The organism is Polaromonas sp. C04, assembly GCF_002002705.1.
Classification (GTDB): domain Bacteria; phylum Pseudomonadota; class Gammaproteobacteria; order Burkholderiales; family Burkholderiaceae_C; genus Rhodoferax_A.
Genome location: NZ_MUNS01000031.1, coordinates 97,362 through 116,513, shown reverse-complemented (window position 1 = coordinate 116,513; position 19,152 = coordinate 97,362). Strand labels below are relative to the sequence as shown.

Genomic DNA, 19,152 nt, shown 5'->3' with positions numbered 1-19,152 from the left:
GGAATTTTCCGATGCAATTGCAGTTTTCCTCCGCCGACGAATCCTTCCGCCTGGAAGTGCGCGAATTCGTCAAGACCCACCTGCCTGCTGACATTCGGCGCAAGGTCGAACTCGGCTTGCGCCTTGAGCACGCCGATTACGTGACCTGGTTTCGCATCCTTGAACAGCGTGGCTGGATCACACCCGGTTGGCCGGTCGAGCATGGCGGGCCAGGCTGGAACCATGTGCAGCGCTACATCTTTGATGAAGAAACGCTGCTTGGCGGTGCGCCCCGAATCATTGCCAGTGGCATACAGATGCTGGGTCCGGTGCTGATTGCGTTTGGCACTCCTGAGCAAAAAAATAAATACTTGCCGGATATTCGCCGCAGCAACACGTGGTGGGCGCAGGGCTTTTCCGAGCCGGGTGCAGGGTCTGATCTGGCGGCGGTACGGACCACGGCGGTCCTCGAGCCCGATGGCAAGCACTTCATGGTCAATGGCCACAAGGTGTGGACCTCTTATGCGCAATGGTGCTCCATGATGTTCGCGTTGGTGCGCACCGATCCCAGCGCCAAGCCCCAAGAGGGCATATCCTTCTTGCTGATTGACATGGCGTCGCCCGGTGTCGAAGTGCGGCCAATCCGCATGCTCGAGGGCGGTACCGATCTCAATGAGGTGTATCTGGACAACGTCCGTGTACCGGCCGAAAACCTGGTGGGTGAACTGAATAAGGGCTGGTCGTATGGCAAGTACCTGCTGGGACATGAACGCACCGGGATTGCCGGCATCGGTTCATGCAAGCAGCAACTGGCCCGCGCGCGCACGCTGGCCCGACAACAGGGTCTCGGTGACGACGTCGTGATCCAGGCGCGGCTGGCGCAGTTCGAAGTGGAACTGATGGCGCTCGAATTCACGGCATTGCGCTTGTTGAGCGCTAACCAGCAAAGCCGGATTCCAGCGGTGGAGGCCTCCATGCTCAAGGTCCGGGGAACTGAATTGCGTCAGGCCATCTACGAAGTGCTGGTGGATATTGCCGGCCCGCAGGCTGTGCCGTTCTCCGTGGAAGCCCAGTTTCTGGAGCATTTGAGCGAAGCCTCAACGCCTGCTGAGATGGTGTCACTTGCCGCGAATTGTCTCGATTCGCGCAAGCTGACGATTTATGGCGGAGCCAATGAAGTCCAGCGCAATCTGATTGCCCGAGCAGCTCTAGAAGCCTGACGCACGGCGAAGAAACTCAAGGATTAGAGATGGATTTTTCCCTTAACGATGATCACCTGGCACTGCGTGATGCCGTGCGTCGATTCTGTGACGGCGAGTACCCTTTACAACATCGCGGCAGCCCGGAAACCCCAGTGCTGGCGGCGCAGCGCTGGGCAGGTATGGCGGAAATGGGCCTATTGGGTCTGCCGTTCGATGCCGAGTGGGGAGGTAGCGCCCAAGGGGCGGTGGAGCTGATGTTGGTGGCGCAGGAGTTGGGTCGCTGCCTGGGCGGGGCGGGCTATGTATCTACCGTGGTGCTGGCTGGCCAGTTGCTGGCGCGTACCGGTAAGCCTGAACAAGTGCGCCAATGGTTGCCGCGTGTGGCGTCTGGGCAATTGCAGCTAGCGTTGGCGCTGCACGAGGAGGGTGTGCGGTATGACTGGGTGGATGCACAAACCCGTGCCGTTCCCACGGCAGGGGGTTATGTGTTGAACGGCCGTAAGACACTGGTGTTGCATGGTGACACGGCCGGTCTATTGCTGGCCGTGGTGCGCACATCAGGCGGTCGCGCTGACCGCGAGGGGCTCACTCTCTTCGCCGTCGAGGCGGATACGCCAGGCATGCAGATCCGCGGCTTTGATACGCTGGATGGCCGCCGGGCCGCGCACGTGGAGTTCAAGGATGCCCAGGTGACTACCGATTGCGTGCTGGGCGATGTCGGCAAGGCGCATGCCGTGGTCGATGCCGCCCTAGACGGCGCAATCGCTGTGCTTTGCGCCGAAGCCGTGGGTGCGCTGGATGCGCTGATTGAGCTTACCACCGAGCATCTGCGGACCCGCAAGCAGTTTGGCGCGCCACTGGCCAAGTTTCAGGTGCTGCAGCACCGCGTGGCCGACATGGTCATCGCGCTGGAGCAGACCAAATCAATGGCTTGTGTGGCGGCCATGGCGGTCGTTGACGGCAATGTGACTCAGCGCAAAAGATTGGTATCTGCCGCCAAGATACTGGTGAGCCAGTTGGGCCGTCAGGTGAGCCTGTGGGCAATTCAGTTGCACGGTGCCATGGGCATGACGGATGAATGCCGGGTGGGCCATTACGCCAAGAGATTGTTGGTCATTGGCCAGCTGTTCGGTGATAGCCGTCACCATCTTCAACGATTTGTCGAGCTACCGCAGAGCTGACGTGAATTCACATTCCACAAATCTACACAAGGAGGCAACGCATGATTGTTCGCAAAACATTGAACCCGCTCATGGCGGCTACGCTGACAGCCTGGACGAGCTTGCGGCTCGCGCCAACGATACCGACTTTGGCTTGTCAGCTGGAATCTGGACGCGTGACATCGGTCGCGCGCATAAGCTCGCGCGCCGCATCCGCTCAGGCAACGTGCGCGTCAATGCGGCAGTAGCTCCTGATTTTGCGATGCCTTTTGGGGGCTACAAGCAGTCCGGTTGGGGGCGAGAAAACGTCCGAGAGGGTGTCGAAGCCTACACCGAGCTGAAGTCTATCGCGATCGATCTCGGTTGATTATCTGTTTCAACTTTTATTGAAAGTAAGTGAAAACATGTTTTACTCAATTCGTTTCAAGTCTCTTTTTTTGGCGTTTGTATTGGGCATTACGCCAGCCCTTCACGCCCAGGACAAACTTCCCATCAAGCTCTTGGTAGGCTTCGCTCCCGGTGGATCCACGGACACCTTGGCCCGTCTGCTCGCAGACAAGTTGCATGGCCGACTGGGGCAGACCGTGATTGTGGAGAACAAGCCAGGCGCGGGCGGACGCTTGGCGGCCGAGGCGCTCAAAAACAGCCGGCCGGATGGCTTGACCTATATGATTGCGCCGAGCGCCACGATCGTTTTTCAGCATCTGCTATATCCGGTGTCTGTTCGCAGGTACGACGCGCTGACCGATTTCGCGCCGGTGGCGATGATCGTGTCCTACCCGCTTGCGATGGCGGTGAGCGACCGAATAGGGGTGAACAACGCGAAAGAATATGTTGCCTGGATCAAGGCCAATCCCAAGGAGGCCAGCTTCGGCACGGCTGGACTGGGTGGCCAGACACACTTTTCAGGCATTCAACTGGGCAAAGCAATCGGACAGGATTTGCAGGCGATTCCCTATCGTGGAAACGGACCATTGGCGACCGATTTGCTGGGCGGGCAGGTGGCGGCCGCCATCATGACCGCCGGTGACATCCTGCCGCAGCAAAAGAGTGGCAAGGTCAAGGTGATAGGTGTGTTTGGCAGCAAGCGCTCCTCATTGATGCCCGATGTACCCACTTTCATGGAGCAGGGCATCAACATAGATTCCGGCGATGCCTGGGCTGGCATGTGGGCCCCTGCGAAAACACCCAAAGCTGAACTGGACCGCATGCAGGCCGCACTCAAACAGGTTTTGGCTTTGCCCGAGGTACATGACTTTCTGATTAACAAAGCGACGCTCAACCCGGACTTTCGGTCGGCCGACGAACTTGACAAGCTACAGCGCAAAGAGCTGACCTATTGGGGCCCCATTATCAAGGCCACTGGCTTTACACCGGATAAGTAACTCAGCGTGCTGACATGCAATTGAAAACCGGAATGTCATCAGCGATGCGCAAGGAGTGTGGCGCGGACAGGTCCACAGCCTGGGCGTCTAGCCCGCTGGCCAGGCTTGCTGCTATTGGGAGCCCTGCCTTGGCGCTTCCACAGCTCGACCACCGAAGGTCGGTCAGGCTGTGGTTGGGCTTTCCCGCGGAATGAAATCACCTCAACGAAAGAGCATTCAAGATGAGTCTAAATGGATCCGCCTACATCGTGGGTGCCTATGAACACCCCACCCGTAAGGCCGACGACCTGTCGGTGGTACGGCTGCATGCCGACGTGGCCAAGGGCGCGTTGGAGGACGCGGGCCTCTCCAAGGGTGACATCGACGGCTATTTTTGCGCCGGTGATGCGCCAGGCCTGGGCACTACCACCATGGCCGAATACCTGGGGCTGAAGCTGCGCCATGTGGATTCCACCGAATGTGGTGGTTCCGCGCCCATCCTGCATGTGGCCCATGCCGCCGAGGCGATAGCTGCGGGCCATTGCAACGTGGCCCTGATCACGCTGGCCGGGCGCCCGCGTGCCCAGATGGCGGCAGCCCAGGCCACCGCCAAGGAGGGGAAGGGCGGCAAGGCACCGCTGGCCCTGAGGCCGCCAGATACCGACGCGCCCGAGTTGGCGTTTGAATTGCCCTTTGGCCCTGCCACGCAAAACCTCTATGCCATGGTGGCCAAGCGCCATATGTTCGAGTTTGGCACCACCAGTGAGCAGTTGGCCTGGATCAAGGTGGCGGCCTCCCACCACGCCCAGCACAATCCGCATGCCATGCTGCGCGATGTGGTGACGGTGGAGGATGTGGTGAACTCCCCCATGGTGAGCGACCCATTGCACAGGCTGGATTGCTGCGTAATGAGCGATGGCGGCGGCGCCATCATCGTGGCGCGGCCCGAAATTGCGCGCCAGCTCAAGCGGTCGCTCGTCAAGGTTCGTGGCACCGGTGAGGCGCCCAAGCACGGCATGGGCGGCAAGATCGATCTGACCTACTCTGCGGCCGCCTGGTCCGGGCCGCTGGCGTTTGCCGAGGCTGGCATCACGCCGGCTGACATCCAGTATGCGTCGCTGTACGACAGCTTCACCATCACGGTGCTGATGCAGCTGGAAGACTTGGGCTTCTGCAAGAAGGGCGAGGGCGGCAAGTTCGTCGCCGACGGCAACCTGATCTCCGGTGTCGGCAAGTTGCCGTTCAATACCGACGGTGGTGGCCTGTGCAACAACCATCCAGCGAACCGTGGCGGCATCACCAAGATCATCGAGGCCGTACGTCAGTTGCGCGGTGAAGCCCATCCGGCCGTTCAGGTGCCCAACTGCGCCCTGGCCCTGGCCAACGGCATTGGTGGCGCGCTGGCTTCGCGCCACACCGCTGGTACTTTGATTCTGGAAAGGGTTTGAACACCATGAGCGCCCCCGAAACCACCGACAAACCTGCCACCGACAAACCGGTCCGTCCAGCCGCACCGCCGGCCGGCCCTCGCAGGATCCCCGCGCCGCGTGTGCTGCCCGAGTCGCAAGCCTTCTGGACCGCCGCCGACGAAGGCCGCTTACTGCTCAAGAGGTGCAACGCCTGTGGCGAGGTGCACCACTACCCGCGTGACATCTGCCCGCATTGCCTGAGCGCCGACACCGAATGGTTGCCGGCGGCCGGTACGGGCACGGTCTATTCCTACAGCACCATGGGCAAAGGCGAAGCCGCCTACACGTTGGCCTTTGTCACGCTGGATGAAGGAGTGACCCTGATGACCAATCTGGTCGATTGCGATCCTGCCCGGGTGTCGATAGGCGACAAGGTACAGGTCGTTTTCAAGCCCACCGAAGGCGGCCACGCCGTGCCCATGTTCACCCCGGTGTAAGGAGACTCTTCATGCCCACATCCGAATCTACCGCCCCACGCAGGGGGCCGCTGTCCCGCTTCACCATTCTGGACGCCACCCGCGTGCGCGCCGGCCCCACAGCCGTTCGCACCTTTGCCGACCTGGGCGCGCGCGTCATCAAGCTCGAAATTCCGCCTGGCGCGCCTGGTGGCGACGACATGATCGGCAGCCGCGACCATAACCGCGCCGACTACGAGAACCTGCACCGCAACAAGGAAAGCCTGACCCTCAACATGAAGGAGCCCGAGGGGCTGACCGTTTTGCAGGAGCTGGTGAAGACGGCCGACGTGTTCATCGAGAATTACCGGCCTGACGTGAAGCACCGCCTGGGCATTGGCCCGGAGCAACTGCGCGCCATCAATCCGCGGCTGGTATACGCCAGCATCTCGGGCTTTGGCCAGGATGGGCCTTACGCCAATTGGCCGGGTTTTGATTCCATTGCCCAAGGCATGGGCGGCCTGATGAGCGTGACCGGTAAGTCCGGGGAAGGCCCTATGCGCGTGGGCATCCCGATTACCGACCTGTGCTCGGGCCACTTCTGCGCGCAGGCCATCATGGCGGCGCTGCTGGAGCGTGAGGTGTCGGGCGAAGGCCAGTGGGTGCAGACCTCGCTGCTGGAGTCGCAAATCGCCATGCTGGACTTCCAGGCTGCACAGTGGCTGATCGACCACAAGGTACCCAAGTCCACGGGAAACGAGCACCCACTGACGGTGCCCACCGGTGTATTTCCCACCAGTGACGGTTACCTCAACCTGGCCGCCATTGGCCAGACCATGTGGAAGCGCCTGTGCGAAGCCCTTGAAGTGCCGCACCTGGTGCAGGAGCCAGGCTTCGGCTCCGACCCCGAGCGGGTGCTAAACCGCGACAGTGTCAATGCCGCCATCGGCGCCGCGTTCAAGACCCGCAGCACCGCTGAGTGGACCGAACGGCTGCTCAAGGCCGGCGTGCCCTGCGGCCCCATCAACACGGTGGACCAGGTGTTCGATGACCCGCAGGTCAAGCATCTGGGCATTGCGCGCCCCATGCACCACCCGGAGCTGGGCGACATTGAGGTCGTGGGCCTGCCGATGCAGTTTTCGCGCTACCCGCGCAGCGAGGGGCCGCTCCAGCCCGCGCCGCACCAGGGCGACCAGACCGATGCCATCCTGGCCGGCCTGGGTTACAGCCCCGAGCGTATCGCCGCTTTGCGCGACAAATTTGTTATCTGACCATTCCGAGGTTTATCCATGGCCCGACTTGTAGCCGCCTTTGGCTCATCCCACAGCCTCATGCTGGTCTCGCAGCGCGAGGACTGGCAAAACGGCTTTCGCGTGATCGACACGAAGAACGCCCATTACTACGATAAAAACGGCAACAAGACTGACTATGACGCGCTGCTGGCGGCCGCGCCCGCCGGCACCGAGGCCATGGTCACGCCCGAAAAGATGGGCGAGCGCTATGACGCTGCCGAGTCCGCCATGGACCAGCTGAGCCAGCGCATCAAGGACGCCCGGCTCGATGTGCTGCTGATCGTAGGCGACGACCAGACCGAGCTGTTCCGCACCAGCAACAACCCGGCATTTGCCATTTACTTTGGCAAGACGATCCGCAACACCGCGCGCGAGCCGGTCTCTGCCAGTGACAGCTGGGTCAAGTCGGCGCGCATGTGGCGCCACGAGCCTGCGCAGGACTGCGAATACCCGGTCAAGAGCGACTTGGCCGGGTGGCTGATCCGACAGCTTTGCGATCGCGATTTCGACATCGCCGCGATGGACGGTCTGGAGCGCGGCCAGTTTGAAGGCCATGCTTTCCAGTTCATCCACCGCCGCCTGCTCCAGGACCAGCAGCTGTCGGTGATCCCGGTGATCCTGAACACCTTCGATCCGCCCAACCAGCCGACGCCTCGCCGCTGCGTGGCGCTGGGCGCCGCGCTGCGCGAGTTGGTTGCGGACTGGCCCGAAGACCTGCGCGTGGGTGTCATCGCCTCGGGCGGCCTGAGTCACTTTGTGGTGGACGAGGAACTGGACCACAAGGTCATCACGGCCATCCGCAACAAGGACAGTGCCACGCTGGCTGCACTGGACCCCAAGCTGCTGCAGGCCGGCAGCTCGGAAATCCGCAACTGGCTGGTGGTGGGCGAGATGGCCCGCGACCTGGACCTGGAGTGGGTCGAGTACGTGCCCGGTTACCGCAGCCCTGCGCTGACCGGCACGGGGCTGGCCTTTGCGGCCTGGCACACGCTGGATTGAACACCGTCTTTCAAAAGGATTTTCATGACCGACATTTCATCTGCCGCACGCGGCAATGTGCAGCGCCTGCGCCGGCTGGACGGCTGTGCCGTGTCCGACGCGCTGGACAAGCTGGGCGTGGCCGGCGCCGTGACGGGGCTGCCGCAGCGCTCCGGCAAGGGCCGCATTGCAGGCCAGGCCATCACCGTCAAGCTGGGCACGGGCGATCCTCAGCCCGGCCCCCCGAAGCACCTGGGCTGCACGGCGATTGAGGCCGCTGGCGCAGACCACATCATCGTGGTGGAGCAGCGCACTGGCGTCGAGGCTGGCTGCTGGGGCGGCCTGCTGACGCTGGGCGCCAAGGTGCGCGGCGTGGCCGGCGTGGTGGCCGACGGGCCGCTGCGCGACGTGGACGAGGCCGTGGCTTACGAGTTCCCGATTTTCAGCCGCAGCGTGACATCTTTCACGGCGCGGGGCCGGGTGGTGGAAAAAGGCACCAACGTGCCGGTCGAGATCGGCGCCATCACCGTGCAGCCGGGCGACTATGTGCTGGCCGACGGCAGCGCCGTCCTCTTCATCGCGGCCGCTTACATCGATCGGGTGCTGGAGGCGGCTGAAATGATCGTCGCCAAGGAAGCGGCCATGGCCAAGGCCATTTTGTCGGGAACGCCCATCGGCCAGGTCATGGGCGGCAATTACGAACACATGCTGGAGAAATAAACATGAGCGACATTCAAGACAAGAACGTGGATGAAAACGTGGAGAGGGCCGCCCGGCTCGACACCCCGACGCTGAGCGATGCGCTCGACAAGCTGGGTATTGTCGGCCAGTGCTACAAGATCAAGCCGCGTGACCACAGCTTTCGCATGGCGGGCCGCGCCTGGACGCTGAAATACGGCCCGGCCGCCAACCCGTGCGGCACCGTGGGCGACTACATCGACGATGTGGCGCCCGGCAGCGTGATCGTGCTGGACAACAATGGCTGCGAAAATGCCACCGTCTGGGGCGACATCCTGACCGAAATCGCCCACCGCCGCGGCATCGCCGGCACGGTGATCAACGGCATCAACCGCGACACGCACCTGTGCCTGTCGCTGGGCTACCCGGTATTCTCCATTGACAACTGGATGCGCACCGGCAAGGACCGGGTGCAGGTCGAGGCCACCGGCATTTCGGTCAACCTTGGCGGCGCCCGCGTCGCGCCCGGCGACATCCTCAAGGGCGATACCGACGGTGTGGTCGTGATCCCCAAGGAGCATGAAGACCGCGTGCTGGAGGTGGCAGAGGAAATCGAAGCAGCAGAAAACAAGATCCGCGAAACCGCCCGCAGCGGCATGCGCCTGGACGAAGCGCGCAAGCAGTTCAAGTACCACCAGCTGCAGACCCGGGAGGCTTCATGAACCGCGTTGATCCTGCACTGACCACGCGCCTGGACTTTGCTCGCCTGTCGCCCGCACTGGCCGCGGCTGCCGGCAAGCTGCCCACGGCGACGCTGCATGAAGCCGCCAGAAAAGTTGGCGCGCTGCCCTCGGTCATCAAGCCGGTGGCGCCGCAGTTCAAGTTTGCCGGCTCGGCGCTGACGGTACATTCGCCCGCCAGCGACAACCTCTGGCTGCACCGCGCCCTTGAAGTGGCGCAGCCTGGCGACGTGATGGTGGTGTTTGCCGGCGGCGCCTACGAGCATGGCTACTGGGGCGAGATCATGACCACTATGGCCAAGATGCGCGGCCTGGCCGGGCTGGTGATCGACGGTTGCGTGCGTGATGGCGTGCTGCTGGGCGAGTTCGGCTTTCCGGTGTTCGCGCGCGGTTTGTGCATCCAGGGAACCGGCAAGGACTTTGGTGCGACCGGCTGGATCAACCACCCCGTCACCATGGGCAACGTGGTGGTCCACGCTGGTGACCTGATCGTGGGTGACGCTGACGGGGTGGTCGCCATCCCGCAGGCCCGCGCTGCTGAGGTGATTGCCGCCGGCGAGCAGCGCGAGGCCGAAGAGGCCGCGATCCTCAAGCGCTTGGAAGCCGGCGAAACCACGATGAAAATTTACGGCTGGGCCTGACCATGAGCATCAATGCAGGACAGTTACCTCATCTCAGCGTCCAGGGGCCTGTGGCCACCTTGCGACTGAATCGCCCCGAGCTGGCCAACCGGCTCGAAGTCGAAGACCTGAAAGCCGTCCAGCAGTTGCTGGCCCGGGTCAACTCAAATCAGAATATCCGTGTGCTGCGCATTACCGCGACAGGTCGTCATTTTTGCAGCGGTTTCGACACCAGAAAAATATCGGGTGATGATGCCGGGACGTTGTTTGAAGCCACAGCGCAGGCGTTGGAGCAGGTGCGCCCTCTGACGATTGCAGCCATCAATGGCGGGATTTACGGTGGAGCGACGGACTTGGCCTTGGCCTGCGATTTCCGAGTCGGTGTTCAGAGTGCCAATATGTTTGTGCCAGTTGCAGAAATAGGGCTGCATTTTTACGGCAGCGGGTTGGAGCGGTATGTGTCACGCTTGGGGCTGACGGTCGCTAAAAGGGTGTTGCTGGCGGGCGAGAGGCTCGATGCCAGTCAAATGCTGTCCTGTGGATTCCTAGACAAGATGGTCGGCGATATGCAAGAGCTGCAAGCCGAAGTGGATCGATTCTCTTCTCATCTGGCATCCATGGCGCCATTGGCGGTTCAGGCCATGAAACGACATCTGAACCGCTTTGCCCGTGGTGCACTGGATATGAATACCCTGAAAGACGATATCCATCGAGTTCAAACATCGGCTGATTTGCTCGAAGGCGTCAAGGCCAAGGCTGAAAAGCGAAAGCCTGTTTTTATCGGCGCTTGATGTGCTTATGACTACCGCCGTGAATCGTTCAATCTCGATCTTGCTGGGGCCTGTTAACACAAACGAAGTCCATCGGCGATCAGCGCGAAGCTGATGAAGTCGATGAACATCACGTCCAGTTTCTCGAAGCGCGAGAAGATCCGGCGATAGCCCTTGAGCCGGCGGAACAGCCGCTCGACCTCGTTGCGCCGTTTGTACATCTCGCGGTCATACTCCCAGGGCTCGATTCGGGTCTTCACCGGCGACACGACCAGGATGAAGCCCAGATCAAGCGCCAACTGCCTGGTTTCGTTGCCTTCGTAGGCGCGATCCATCAGCAGATGTAGTGGTCGCACTGGCGCGCCAAGCTTGCTGAGCAACTCCCGTTCTGCCGGCGCGTCATGCGCCTGGCCCGGCGACAGACTGAACGTTACGGCCGTTCGAGCATCTACGGCAACCATATGAATCTTGGTGGTCCAGCCGCCACGAGGCTTTCCGATGGATTGCGGGCCGTTTTTTTTAACGCCCCGGTGCCATCGGGATGCACCTTCACGATGGTGCTGTCCAGCGACACGGCCTCGATCTTGATGCGCACGACCTGGGCCTGCTGCAGTTCCTGGAACACCCGGTCGAGCGCACCGCTCTTGTACAGCTGCACGACCTGGTCAACTTCCCGCTCACTGACTCGGCGCTTGGAGATCTGGCTCAAGCGCCTGTCCAGCAAGCCGCCCAGGCCGTTGGCCTCATAGCGTTCAATGTGGCGGCGAAAGCTGCGTTCGCACTGGCCCAGCGACAGCGCCGCCTCGGCCTGTGTCAGGCGCCCCTGGTTCCAGCCCTCAAAGGCTTCTTCGAATCTCATGTTCCGGTTCTCCTGCATGTAGCGGGCCCAGCTTATGGGGGCGTGTCGCATCGCTCCTCCACAAACCGGACAGATCACTTGCTAGAAACTGGGCAAGTCATTTACTCCCGACACACTTTGGTCAAAAGGCTTGGAAAATTAGGTCCGAATTGATACACTGCTTGTGACACAGCGTCGTGTAACAACCTCTTGAAACCCGCATGGATACTGGGGTTGGGTTATGGGCAGTGGCTCCCCATCAGCCACCCCAGGTAAATAAAAGAAAGCCCGCTATCGAAACGATAGCGGGCTTTCTTCGTTTTCATCCGACGTAACGGCGTATGAAAATTGATTTTTCGAATCAAGGTAGAGCGCGGACCGTCGCCGCATGCCCTGACCGGCCTAGTGCCTCACCACACACGCGCCCGTTGACTTGTTGGTAATGTCCGCCGCTTAGCATTTCAGGGTTTTGAATTGCTTCCTCGACCTATACAGTTTTACATCGGCTTTTGCCTTATCAGTGTCTGCGGCATTGCGTGCCGCCATTTCTTGAGCCGGAATTGCACCGTCCAGCGCTGCGCACTGACGTTGGTGGGCTACCGGTAGTTGTTGGCGGCGGCCAGCTTTTTCGAGCTCTTCCGCATTCATGCCCGTGAGCGGCCTAATCGCAGTGGCGAGGGCCTCTCGTTGTTCAACGCGTTGAACGTCTTTCCCCTTTCGGCTGACGCCCGTGGATTTGTCCATTCCTTGGGTTGGTGTGGTGTCCACCACCTTGGCCCCCATGCATGGCTCGTCCGAATACTCGGTGCGTGTCCCATATTGGCACTTGTACGTGGACGAGCCTCCAGCGTATGCGGTCCCCAGGCACACAACGGCGATCCCCGCCAGTAGCAAGTGTTTATTCATGTTATTTCCCTCTTTCTTGTTCGTCTTAACGTTTTGGATGCGCGATGATTCGTCCGGCAGGTACGCCAGAGACCCCAACATCCGTTAACCGATCTGCCTGGTTCCTCGGCAGGCAGGATAGCCGCTGCAACCCCAGAACGTATTGCCTGTTTGGTTGCCGCGCTTGGCAGTCCGCTGCACCATCGGCTTCGTGCATACGGGGCATGACGGCGGCGTGACAGCTTTGGCGGGGAAGGGCACCTCTTGGGTTCCAGCCGCCTTGGCCCCGACACCGTGATCTGCGGTCACCTGTTTGATCAGGCTATGCAGGAGCGGCCCGTCGATGAGTTTCACGTTGCGCCCGCTGGCGAACGCTTTGGCCTCATCGGTGAAACGGCCCGACGTGACCACAAAGCCGCCTGTCGCCCCCTTGGCCGCCATGACCCCATAGAGCTCGCGCACGACAGCCATGCCCACGCTGAAGGCTTTCCATTGTTTGCATTGCACAAGGTACTTCTCGCCGCCTTTGCGCAGCACCAGATCGATGCCACCGTCGGCACCACCGCCGCCAGTCTCGGTGACCTGGTAACCCTGCAGCCGGAACGCCTCGCCGACCAGCCGCTCAAACTCTTGCCAACTCATGCCGTCCAGGGCATCGGCGGCCTTGCTCCCCACGAGACCTGCAACCAGGTTCTGGCGGCGCCATCGACGATAGGCGGAAACGGCGACACCGACGAGGCACAGTAGGGGCACGAGATACTGTCCGAAGCTCGCCAGCGTCCGCCAGATGCTCTGAATCATCGCGGGCGCGATCTGCCCGGGGGCCACATTCGTGATGACTTGTTGCGTCGCGATCCGATGCAGCAGCAAGTACAACACGACGGCCAGTACGCACCCCACCCACCAGGGCAGCATGGCGATCAAATCGACCAGGTCCTCTGCGGGACTGCTCTTGCGTCTGCGCACCATTGAACCTCCTCCCTGCGTTGATGCCCAATCTTGTTATGTTTGGGCGTGCTTCACTGTAACGCAGCCCGTCGGCATTTGATGGAACGGTCGAGCTACGCGCGAACAGGCTCGAAGCATAGCGGGTAGGAACGACAGCACTACCGACGCAGCCTGTTAGGACTTTTGATTCCCATAGCTCAGGTCGACGTTAGCAAGTCGGGCGACCTCGGCCATGCCGTGGGCCTTGGCGACTTGACGCAGTGCCACCAGCAGCGCGGCCGGGTCGTCGAGCTCGATGACGGCCTCGATATAGGCAGCGGCCTCCGCCGGGGCCGTCAGCAGCGGTAGAAACGTTTCCTCGTAACTTTTGTCGCGCGGTGTATTCATGGCTCAGGCGTGCGCGTGGTCGTCGGGCTGGCGCGTCACAGCCAACTGCAGGCCAGCAGCACCCAGCACGGCCAGTAAAGTTTTGATGGTGGGGTTACCCCGTGGCGATAAAGCACGGTACAGGCTTTCACGCGGCATGCCTGCTTTCTCTGCGACGGCTGCCATACCCTGTGCCTCGGCAATGTGGCGCAGCGCGGCCAGCAGGGCGAACTGCCCACCAGGTAGGTTAGCTTCTTCAAGTGCGGTCGCCAGGTAGATGTCTGCCATCTCCGGGTCGGCTTTGAGAATCTCCACCACGGTTTGGTCGTGCGGTTGTGCGGCTTTCATTTTGCGTTGCTCCGTTTCCAATCATTCCAGTAACTGACAGCGGCTGCAATATCAGCCTGCTGCTTTCGCTTGTCTCCACCTGTCAGCAGCAAGACCAGACGCTTGCCTGCTTGGGCGTAGTACAAGCGGTAGCCCGGCCCCCAGTCGATACGCAGTTCCCAAACACCATCGGCAACGGGCTTGCAGTCACCGAAGTTGCCAGCCGCCATGCGGCTCACCCTCACCAGTACGCGGGCTTTGGCGTGTTTGTCCAACAGTCTTTCGAGCCAGTCGGCATAGGGTTTACGGCCTTCGCTGTCTTTGTATGTCAGGACTTCAAACACGATTTTTGTGAATTATACGATACAGTATGAAAAAAGGTTACCCGGTCACCATGCGTAGGCATCCGGGCGCACCCATGGAATCGAGCTTGATGTCCAGGTAAATAAAAGGAAACCGGCTATCGAAACGATAGCCGGTTTCCTTCATGTTGCTAACGCCGTCTTCGGCGCGCAGGTCAGTTCACCATCACCAGCTTGCCTTTCACGCCGCGCGAGCCCATGTGCGCATAAGCGGCCTTGAGCTCGGCCATGGGCATGGTGCGGTCGATCACAGGCTTGATCTTGCCCTGCGCATACCATTGGGCCAGCTCCGCCATGGCGGCCGCGCTGGCCTTGGGTTCCTGCTTGGCGAAGCCGCCCCAGAACACGCCGACGATCGACGCGCCCTTGAGCAGCGTGAGGTTCAGTGGCAGGGAAGGAATCGGCCCCGACGCAAAACCCACCACCAGGTAGCGGCCGCGCCAGGCGATCGAGCGGAACGCGGGCTCCGCAAAGTCGCCGCCCACCGGGTCGTAAATCACATCCGGACCCTTGCCGCCGGTCAGCGTCTTGATGGCCTCGCGCAGGTTCTCCGTGCTGTAGTTGATAGTGGCGTCGGCGCCGATGGATTTGCACAGCGCGCACTTCTCGTCGGTGGACGCGGCCGCGATGACTTTCGCACCCATGACTTTGGCAATCTGGATGGCCGAGGTGCCGACACCGCCGGCCGCGCCGAGCACCAGCACGGTCTCGCCGGCCTTGAGCTGCGCCCGGTCCACCAGCGCATGGTGCGAGGTGGCGTAAATCATGATGAAGGCGGCCGCATCCACGTGCGGAAAACCCTCCCGCAGCGGCATGCACTGCGCGGCGGGTGCGATGGTGTGGGTGCCGAAGCCTCCGGTTCCCGACAGGCAGGCCACGCTCTGGCCCACCTTGAGATGCGTCACGCCGTCGCCCACGGCCTGCACCACGCCGGCATATTCTGAGCCGGGCACGAAGGGCAGGGGTGGCTTGATCTGGTACTTGTTCTGCACGATTAGCAGGTCCGGGAAATTCAGGCTCGCGGCCTTGATCTCGATCAGCACCTCGCCCGCTTTCGGGGTCGGGGTGGGCAGTTCTTTCCAGGTCAGCGCGTCGACGCCGATGGGGTTTTCGCAAAGCCATGCATGCATGAAAAATTCTCCAATGAAACTGCCCAGATGATAGAGCCTGGACCATGCCCCGAATGTCTCACGAGAGACCTGTGCAGCGGCACTATAGAAGGCAGGCGTGCAACCTACAATCGGTTGCACTCTAAAGCAGTTATGAAAATCCTGATCTCCAACGACGATGGCTACCATGCGCCCGGTATCGTGGCGCTGTACGAGGCCCTGAAGGACGTGGCCGACGTCGAAGTGGTGGCGCCCGAGCAGAACAACAGCGCCAAGTCGAACGCACTCACGCTGCACGCCCCGCTGTACGTGACGCCCGCGGCGAATGGTTTTCGCTACGTCAACGGCACACCTGCCGACTGCGTGCACATCGCGCTGACCGGCCTTCTCGGCTATCGGCCGGACCTGGTGATCTCGGGCATCAACAATGGTGCCAACATGGGCGACGACACGATCTATTCCGGCACCGTGGGCGCGGCCATGGAAGGCTATCTGTTCGGCATTCCGGCGATGGCCTTCTCGCAGGTCGAAAAGGGCTGGCGCGAGCTGGACGCCGCAGCGCAAAAAGCGCGCGAGCTGGTGCTGCAAATGATTCGCGGCAGCCTGCTGGGCCTGGCACCAGGTGCCGAGCCCTGGCTGCTCAACATCAACATCCCCAACCTGCCATTGGAGCAACTCAAGCCATTGAAGATATGCCGCCTTGGGCGTCGGCATTCGGCCGAACGGGTGATCACGCAGGCCAGTCCGCGGGGTGAAACCATGTACTGGATCGGCGGCGCCGGGCCGGCCAAGGACGATGCCGAGGGCACGGACTTTCACGCGGCGCTGCAGGGGCACGTCACGGTGACGCCGCTGAAGGTGGACCTGACCGATCACGATCACTTGCGCTACTGGGCGCAGACGGCCGTGCGGCTGGCCGATAGCCGCGATGGGGCCCCCTGATGGCGCAGCGTCCGAGCTTTCCGGCCCGCATGGATTTGTCGTCCCGCGCTGCAGTTGCTCCGAAAAATATAGCTGACAGTGCTGTCCATACAAGGGCTAGAAGCCAAAATGATGCCAAACCCGGGTTGACACCGGCGGCCCAGGGGCATGGTCTGGATTCACAGATGGTGCGCGGGCGGATGGTGAAAAAACTGGCGCATCAGGGCATCACTCATCCTGATCTGCTGGCGGCGATGGGCGCCGTCGAGCGCCACCGGTTCGTCGACAGCGCGCTGGTGAACCAGGCCTATGAGGACACCAGCCTGCCTATCGGCCTGGGCCAGACGATTTCCAAACCCAATGTGGTCGCGCGCATGATCGAGCTGCTGCTGCAGGGGCAGGATGAAGGGGCCATCAAAATGGGCCGCGTGCTGGAGGTGGGCACCGGCTGCGGCTACCAGGCGGCTGTGCTGGGCCGGCTCGCGCGTGAGGTCTACAGCATCGAGCGGCTGCGCGGCCTGCACGACAAGGCGCGCGCGAACCTGCGGCCCTTTCGGCTGGCCAACGTGCATCTGCTGTTTGGCGATGGCATGCAGGGATACGCCAAAGGCGCGCCGTATGCCGGCATCATTGCCGCGGCGGGTGGCCATGCGATCCCGCAGGCCTGGATCGACCAGCTTGCGGTCGGCGGGCGTATCGTGGCGCCCATGGAGACGGCCGCGGGGCAGCAGGCGCTGGTCGTGGTGGACAAGCTGGAGCGCGGTTTGAAGCACAGTGTTCTTGAGGCGGTCCATTTTGTCCCCTTAAAATCGGGTATCGCTTGAAGGGATTGCATATGTTGGGGATTCGACGACAGGGGTGGATGTTTGCTGTGGTGCTGGCGATCGGGCTGAGCCTGGTCGGATGCGCCTCGAAAAGTCCCAATTGGGCGCCTGTCTCGGATCGCAGCGCGGGCACCGTCGGGGCCTCCGCCACCGACGCCAGCGGCGCCGTCAAACCGCTGCCGGGCGTCGAGAATGCCGGCAAACCCGGCTACTACACGGTGCGCCCCGGCGACACCATCATGCGCATTGGCCTGGACACCGGGCAGGCCTGGCGTGATCTGGCGCGCTGGAACAACCTCGAAAATCCCAATGTGATCGAAGTCGGGCAGGTGCTGCGCGTCGTGCCGCCCGTGGGTGAGTCGGTTGCCGTGGCCAAGCCCGTGTCCTCGTCTTCCGTAACGCCCGTGACAGCCGCGGCACCCGCAGCGGCCGCCAGCGCGGCCAAATCGCTGCCGCCGGTCGTTGCCTCCATCGCGCCGACCCCTGTTCCCCCGCCGGCGCCGACTCCCGCACCGGCACCGGGCAGCGATGACGATATCGCCTGGATCTGGCCGACCCACGGCGGGCCCTTGCTGGCAGGTTTTGACGATGCCAAAAACAAGGGCGTGGATATTGGCGGCAAGGCCGGAGAGCCGGTATTGGCCGCCGCCGACGGGCGCGTGGTGTACGCGGGTGCGGGATTGCGCGGCTACGGCAATCTGGTTATCCTCAAGCACAACAACACGTATCTGACCGCGTACGCGCACAACCAGACGCTGCTGGTCAAGGAAGACCAGACCGTGCGCAAGGGCCAGAAAATTGCCGAGATGGGGAGCAGTGATGCAGACCGCGTGAAGCTGCATTTCGAAATCAGACGCCAGGGCAAGCCAGTCGATCCGACCAAGTATCTTCCACCAAGGTAGCTTCCATGAAAAAGCGCAGCGGACTCATCAACACCGATGGCCCGAATGCGCTTGACGGCGGCACGCTCGCGAGCAAAATGCCGCCAGCCCATGACGAACGGGCAGACTCTGCTATTGATTCAGGAGCAAACGAGCTGGCACGGGATGTTCCTGCCGAATTTCCCGGCGAGTCCAGCGACGCGCTCACCCTGTACCTGCGTGACGTGCGGCGCACCGAACTGTTCAGCCCCGAAGAAGAGTTTGCCATCGCGACGCGCGCGCGCGCCGGCGACTTCGTGGCGCGCCAGTCGATGATCGAGCACAACCTGCGCCTCGTGGTCAGCATCGCCAAGCGCTATCTGGGGCGCGGTGTGCCGCTGTCGGACCTGATCGAGGAAGGCAACCTGGGCCTGATGCATGCCATCGACAAGTTCGAGCCCGATCGGGGCTTCCGGTTTTCCACCTACGCGACCTGGTGGATTCGCCAGTCGGTCGAGCGCGCCGTGATGAACCAGGGGCGGGTGATCCGGCTGCCGGTGCATGTGATTCGCGAGCTGCAGCAGGTGCTGCGCGCGCGCCGCACGCTTGAAAACGACGAGATTTTTGTCGCCACGCGGCCCGACGGCGTGCGTGTGGAGGACGTGGCCGCCCTGCTGGGGCGCGACGTGCGCGAGGTGGCCGATTTGCTGTCGCTGGCGGAATCGCCGCGCTCGCTGGACGCCGCCATGGACAAGTCCGAAGACGACCACTCGCTGGGCGACACCATGCCCGACGATCTTGCCGTGGACCCGACCGATACGGCCCAGACGCATCAGGTGGAGCGCCTGGTGGGCGGCTGGATCGATGCGCTGACGCACCGCGAGAAAGAAGTGCTGGAAGGCCGCTTCGGCCTGCACGACCGCGAACCCGAAACCCTCGAGGTGCTGAGCGACCGCCTGGGCCTGACGCGCGAGCGCGTGCGCCAGATCCAGAACGAAGCCCTGCTCAAACTCAAGCGGCAGTTGAACCGCAGCGGCATCGGCAAAGAGGCGTTTCTGTAGCGTG

22 protein-coding genes and 2 pseudogenes are annotated in these 19,152 nt (G+C 62.1%); 16 read left to right on the top strand and 8 right to left on the bottom strand.

Annotation, left to right across the window (positions count from 1 at the left end):
* Window positions 1-11: 11 nt before the first annotated feature.
* The 12 genes from B0E49_RS11435 to B0E49_RS11380 all read left to right on the top strand — a co-directional run bounded on the left by B0E49_RS11435 (window position 12) and on the right by B0E49_RS11380 (window position 10,668).
* The gene (locus tag B0E49_RS11435) at window positions 12-1,199 is read left to right on the top strand and encodes an acyl-CoA dehydrogenase family protein (protein WP_077562334.1); all 1,188 of its coding nucleotides are present in this window, start codon (window positions 12-14) and stop codon (window positions 1,197-1,199) included.
* A 29-nt stretch (window positions 1,200-1,228) separates the two neighbouring features.
* Window positions 1,229-2,362: an acyl-CoA dehydrogenase family protein gene (locus B0E49_RS11430; RefSeq protein ID WP_077562333.1), complete on the top strand. Its 1,134-nt coding sequence runs from the start codon at window positions 1,229-1,231 to the stop codon at window positions 2,360-2,362.
* A gap of 1 nt (window position 2,363) precedes the next feature.
* Complete coding sequence (locus tag B0E49_RS11425; RefSeq protein ID WP_217349238.1) at window positions 2,364-2,708, top strand: aldehyde dehydrogenase family protein; 345 nt, start codon at window positions 2,364-2,366, stop codon at window positions 2,706-2,708.
* Between the two features lie 37 nt (window positions 2,709-2,745).
* Window positions 2,746-3,726 (top strand): Bug family tripartite tricarboxylate transporter substrate binding protein, encoded by a 981-nt coding sequence (locus tag B0E49_RS11420; protein ID WP_077562331.1) that lies wholly within the window; start codon window positions 2,746-2,748, stop codon window positions 3,724-3,726.
* A 221-nt stretch (window positions 3,727-3,947) separates the two neighbouring features.
* A complete protein-coding gene (locus B0E49_RS11415; protein ID WP_077562330.1) occupies window positions 3,948-5,153 on the top strand; it encodes a thiolase family protein in 1,206 nt (401 codons plus the stop codon).
* A gap of 5 nt (window positions 5,154-5,158) precedes the next feature.
* Window positions 5,159-5,611: a Zn-ribbon domain-containing OB-fold protein gene (locus B0E49_RS11410; protein WP_077562470.1), complete on the top strand. Its 453-nt coding sequence runs from the start codon at window positions 5,159-5,161 to the stop codon at window positions 5,609-5,611.
* 11 nt (window positions 5,612-5,622) lie between these two features.
* A complete protein-coding gene (locus B0E49_RS11405; protein ID WP_077562329.1) occupies window positions 5,623-6,840 on the top strand; it encodes a CaiB/BaiF CoA transferase family protein in 1,218 nt (405 codons plus the stop codon).
* Window positions 6,841-6,858: 18 nt separating this feature from the next.
* The gene (locus tag B0E49_RS11400; RefSeq protein ID WP_077562328.1) at window positions 6,859-7,860 is read left to right on the top strand and encodes a DODA-type extradiol aromatic ring-opening family dioxygenase; all 1,002 of its coding nucleotides are present in this window, start codon (window positions 6,859-6,861) and stop codon (window positions 7,858-7,860) included.
* 24 nt (window positions 7,861-7,884) lie between these two features.
* Entirely contained in the window at window positions 7,885-8,559 is a 675-nt protein-coding gene (locus tag B0E49_RS11395) for an RraA family protein (protein ID WP_077562327.1), read from the top strand.
* A 2-nt stretch (window positions 8,560-8,561) separates the two neighbouring features.
* Entirely contained in the window at window positions 8,562-9,239 is a 678-nt protein-coding gene (locus B0E49_RS11390) for an RraA family protein (protein ID WP_077562326.1), read from the top strand.
* Complete coding sequence (locus B0E49_RS11385) at window positions 9,236-9,898, top strand: RraA family protein (RefSeq protein ID WP_077562325.1); 663 nt, start codon at window positions 9,236-9,238, stop codon at window positions 9,896-9,898. The genes B0E49_RS11390 and B0E49_RS11385 overlap by 4 nt, the downstream gene beginning before the upstream one ends.
* 2 nt (window positions 9,899-9,900) lie before the next feature.
* Window positions 9,901-10,668, top strand: a complete 768-nt coding sequence (locus B0E49_RS11380; RefSeq protein WP_077562324.1) for an enoyl-CoA hydratase/isomerase family protein — start codon at window positions 9,901-9,903, stop codon at window positions 10,666-10,668.
* A gap of 53 nt (window positions 10,669-10,721) precedes the next feature.
* On the opposite strand, the pseudogene B0E49_RS20195 reads toward B0E49_RS11380, so the two are convergent.
* The 8 genes and pseudogenes from B0E49_RS20195 to B0E49_RS11340 all read right to left on the bottom strand — a co-directional run.
* Window positions 10,722-11,293 (bottom strand): annotated as a pseudogene (locus B0E49_RS20195) (IS5 family transposase); the annotation flags it as partial.
* A gap of 36 nt (window positions 11,294-11,329) precedes the next feature.
* A pseudogene (locus B0E49_RS20615) lies at window positions 11,330-11,506 on the bottom strand (helix-turn-helix domain-containing protein); the annotation flags it as partial.
* Between the two features lie 432 nt (window positions 11,507-11,938).
* Entirely contained in the window at window positions 11,939-12,391 is a 453-nt protein-coding gene (locus B0E49_RS11365; RefSeq protein WP_144264533.1) for a DUF4124 domain-containing protein, read from the bottom strand.
* 84 nt (window positions 12,392-12,475) lie between these two features.
* A complete protein-coding gene (locus tag B0E49_RS11360; RefSeq protein ID WP_077562320.1) occupies window positions 12,476-13,339 on the bottom strand; it encodes a restriction endonuclease in 864 nt (287 codons plus the stop codon).
* Window positions 13,340-13,492: 153 nt separating this feature from the next.
* Window positions 13,493-13,705 carry a helix-turn-helix domain-containing transcriptional regulator gene (locus tag B0E49_RS20610; RefSeq protein WP_077562319.1) on the bottom strand — a complete coding sequence of 71 codons (213 nt, stop codon included), beginning with the start codon at window positions 13,703-13,705 and terminating at the stop codon, window positions 13,493-13,495.
* A gap of 3 nt (window positions 13,706-13,708) precedes the next feature.
* Window positions 13,709-14,032, bottom strand: coding sequence for an addiction module antidote protein (locus B0E49_RS11350; RefSeq protein ID WP_077562318.1), 324 nt, complete (start codon window positions 14,030-14,032; stop codon window positions 13,709-13,711).
* Window positions 14,029-14,355 (bottom strand): type II toxin-antitoxin system RelE/ParE family toxin, encoded by a 327-nt coding sequence (locus B0E49_RS11345; protein WP_077562317.1) that lies wholly within the window; start codon window positions 14,353-14,355, stop codon window positions 14,029-14,031. The genes B0E49_RS11350 and B0E49_RS11345 overlap by 4 nt, the downstream gene beginning before the upstream one ends.
* Before the next feature lie 173 nt (window positions 14,356-14,528).
* Window positions 14,529-15,503 carry an NADPH:quinone oxidoreductase family protein gene (locus B0E49_RS11340; protein ID WP_077562316.1) on the bottom strand — a complete coding sequence of 325 codons (975 nt, stop codon included), beginning with the start codon at window positions 15,501-15,503 and terminating at the stop codon, window positions 14,529-14,531.
* A gap of 132 nt (window positions 15,504-15,635) precedes the next feature.
* On the opposite strand from B0E49_RS11340, the gene surE reads away from it, so the two are divergent.
* Genes surE through rpoS form a run of 4 tightly spaced genes read left to right on the top strand, consistent with a single transcriptional unit; the run spans window position 15,636 to window position 19,148 of the window.
* A complete protein-coding gene (surE, locus tag B0E49_RS11335; RefSeq protein WP_077562315.1) occupies window positions 15,636-16,424 on the top strand; it encodes a 5'/3'-nucleotidase SurE in 789 nt (262 codons plus the stop codon).
* The gene (locus tag B0E49_RS11330; RefSeq protein WP_077562314.1) at window positions 16,424-17,227 is read left to right on the top strand and encodes a protein-L-isoaspartate(D-aspartate) O-methyltransferase; all 804 of its coding nucleotides are present in this window, start codon (window positions 16,424-16,426) and stop codon (window positions 17,225-17,227) included. The genes surE and B0E49_RS11330 overlap by 1 nt, the downstream gene beginning before the upstream one ends.
* Before the next feature lie 11 nt (window positions 17,228-17,238).
* On the top strand, window positions 17,239-18,129 hold the full coding sequence (locus B0E49_RS11325) for a peptidoglycan DD-metalloendopeptidase family protein (RefSeq protein ID WP_077562313.1): 891 nt from the start codon (window positions 17,239-17,241) through the stop codon (window positions 18,127-18,129).
* A 5-nt stretch (window positions 18,130-18,134) separates the two neighbouring features.
* Window positions 18,135-19,148, top strand: a complete 1,014-nt coding sequence (gene rpoS / locus B0E49_RS11320; RefSeq protein ID WP_286137941.1) for an RNA polymerase sigma factor RpoS — start codon at window positions 18,135-18,137, stop codon at window positions 19,146-19,148.
* Window positions 19,149-19,152 lie beyond the last annotated feature (4 nt).

What these genes read in the sequence shown, in the direction of transcription:
- B0E49_RS11435 (WP_077562334.1), top strand. Translation starts at nt 12, where the DNA reads ATGCAATTGCAGTTTTCCTCCGCCGACGAATCCTTCCGCCTGGAAGTG.
- B0E49_RS11400 (WP_077562328.1), top strand. Translation starts at nt 6,859, where the DNA reads ATGGCCCGACTTGTAGCCGCCTTTGGCTCATCCCACAGCCTCATGCTG.
- B0E49_RS11405 (WP_077562329.1), top strand. Translation starts at nt 5,623, where the DNA reads ATGCCCACATCCGAATCTACCGCCCCACGCAGGGGGCCGCTGTCCCGC.
- B0E49_RS11390 (WP_077562326.1), top strand. Translation starts at nt 8,562, where the DNA reads ATGAGCGACATTCAAGACAAGAACGTGGATGAAAACGTGGAGAGGGCC.
- rpoS (WP_286137941.1), top strand. Translation starts at nt 18,135, where the DNA reads ATGAAAAAGCGCAGCGGACTCATCAACACCGATGGCCCGAATGCGCTT.
- surE (WP_077562315.1), top strand. Translation starts at nt 15,636, where the DNA reads ATGAAAATCCTGATCTCCAACGACGATGGCTACCATGCGCCCGGTATC.
- B0E49_RS11360 (WP_077562320.1), bottom strand. Translation starts at nt 13,339, where the DNA reads ATGGTGCGCAGACGCAAGAGCAGTCCCGCAGAGGACCTGGTCGATTTG.
- B0E49_RS11380 (WP_077562324.1), top strand. Translation starts at nt 9,901, where the DNA reads ATGAGCATCAATGCAGGACAGTTACCTCATCTCAGCGTCCAGGGGCCT.
- B0E49_RS20610 (WP_077562319.1), bottom strand. Translation starts at nt 13,705, where the DNA reads ATGAATACACCGCGCGACAAAAGTTACGAGGAAACGTTTCTACCGCTG.
- B0E49_RS11340 (WP_077562316.1), bottom strand. Translation starts at nt 15,503, where the DNA reads ATGCATGCATGGCTTTGCGAAAACCCCATCGGCGTCGACGCGCTGACC.
- B0E49_RS11410 (WP_077562470.1), top strand. Translation starts at nt 5,159, where the DNA reads ATGAGCGCCCCCGAAACCACCGACAAACCTGCCACCGACAAACCGGTC.
- B0E49_RS11330 (WP_077562314.1), top strand. Translation starts at nt 16,424, where the DNA reads ATGGCGCAGCGTCCGAGCTTTCCGGCCCGCATGGATTTGTCGTCCCGC.
- B0E49_RS11325 (WP_077562313.1), top strand. Translation starts at nt 17,239, where the DNA reads ATGTTGGGGATTCGACGACAGGGGTGGATGTTTGCTGTGGTGCTGGCG.
- B0E49_RS11395 (WP_077562327.1), top strand. Translation starts at nt 7,885, where the DNA reads ATGACCGACATTTCATCTGCCGCACGCGGCAATGTGCAGCGCCTGCGC.
- B0E49_RS11430 (WP_077562333.1), top strand. Translation starts at nt 1,229, where the DNA reads ATGGATTTTTCCCTTAACGATGATCACCTGGCACTGCGTGATGCCGTG.
- B0E49_RS11365 (WP_144264533.1), bottom strand. Translation starts at nt 12,391, where the DNA reads ATGAATAAACACTTGCTACTGGCGGGGATCGCCGTTGTGTGCCTGGGG.
- B0E49_RS11415 (WP_077562330.1), top strand. Translation starts at nt 3,948, where the DNA reads ATGAGTCTAAATGGATCCGCCTACATCGTGGGTGCCTATGAACACCCC.
- B0E49_RS11350 (WP_077562318.1), bottom strand. Translation starts at nt 14,032, where the DNA reads ATGAAAGCCGCACAACCGCACGACCAAACCGTGGTGGAGATTCTCAAA.
- B0E49_RS11420 (WP_077562331.1), top strand. Translation starts at nt 2,746, where the DNA reads ATGTTTTACTCAATTCGTTTCAAGTCTCTTTTTTTGGCGTTTGTATTG.
- B0E49_RS11385 (WP_077562325.1), top strand. Translation starts at nt 9,236, where the DNA reads ATGAACCGCGTTGATCCTGCACTGACCACGCGCCTGGACTTTGCTCGC.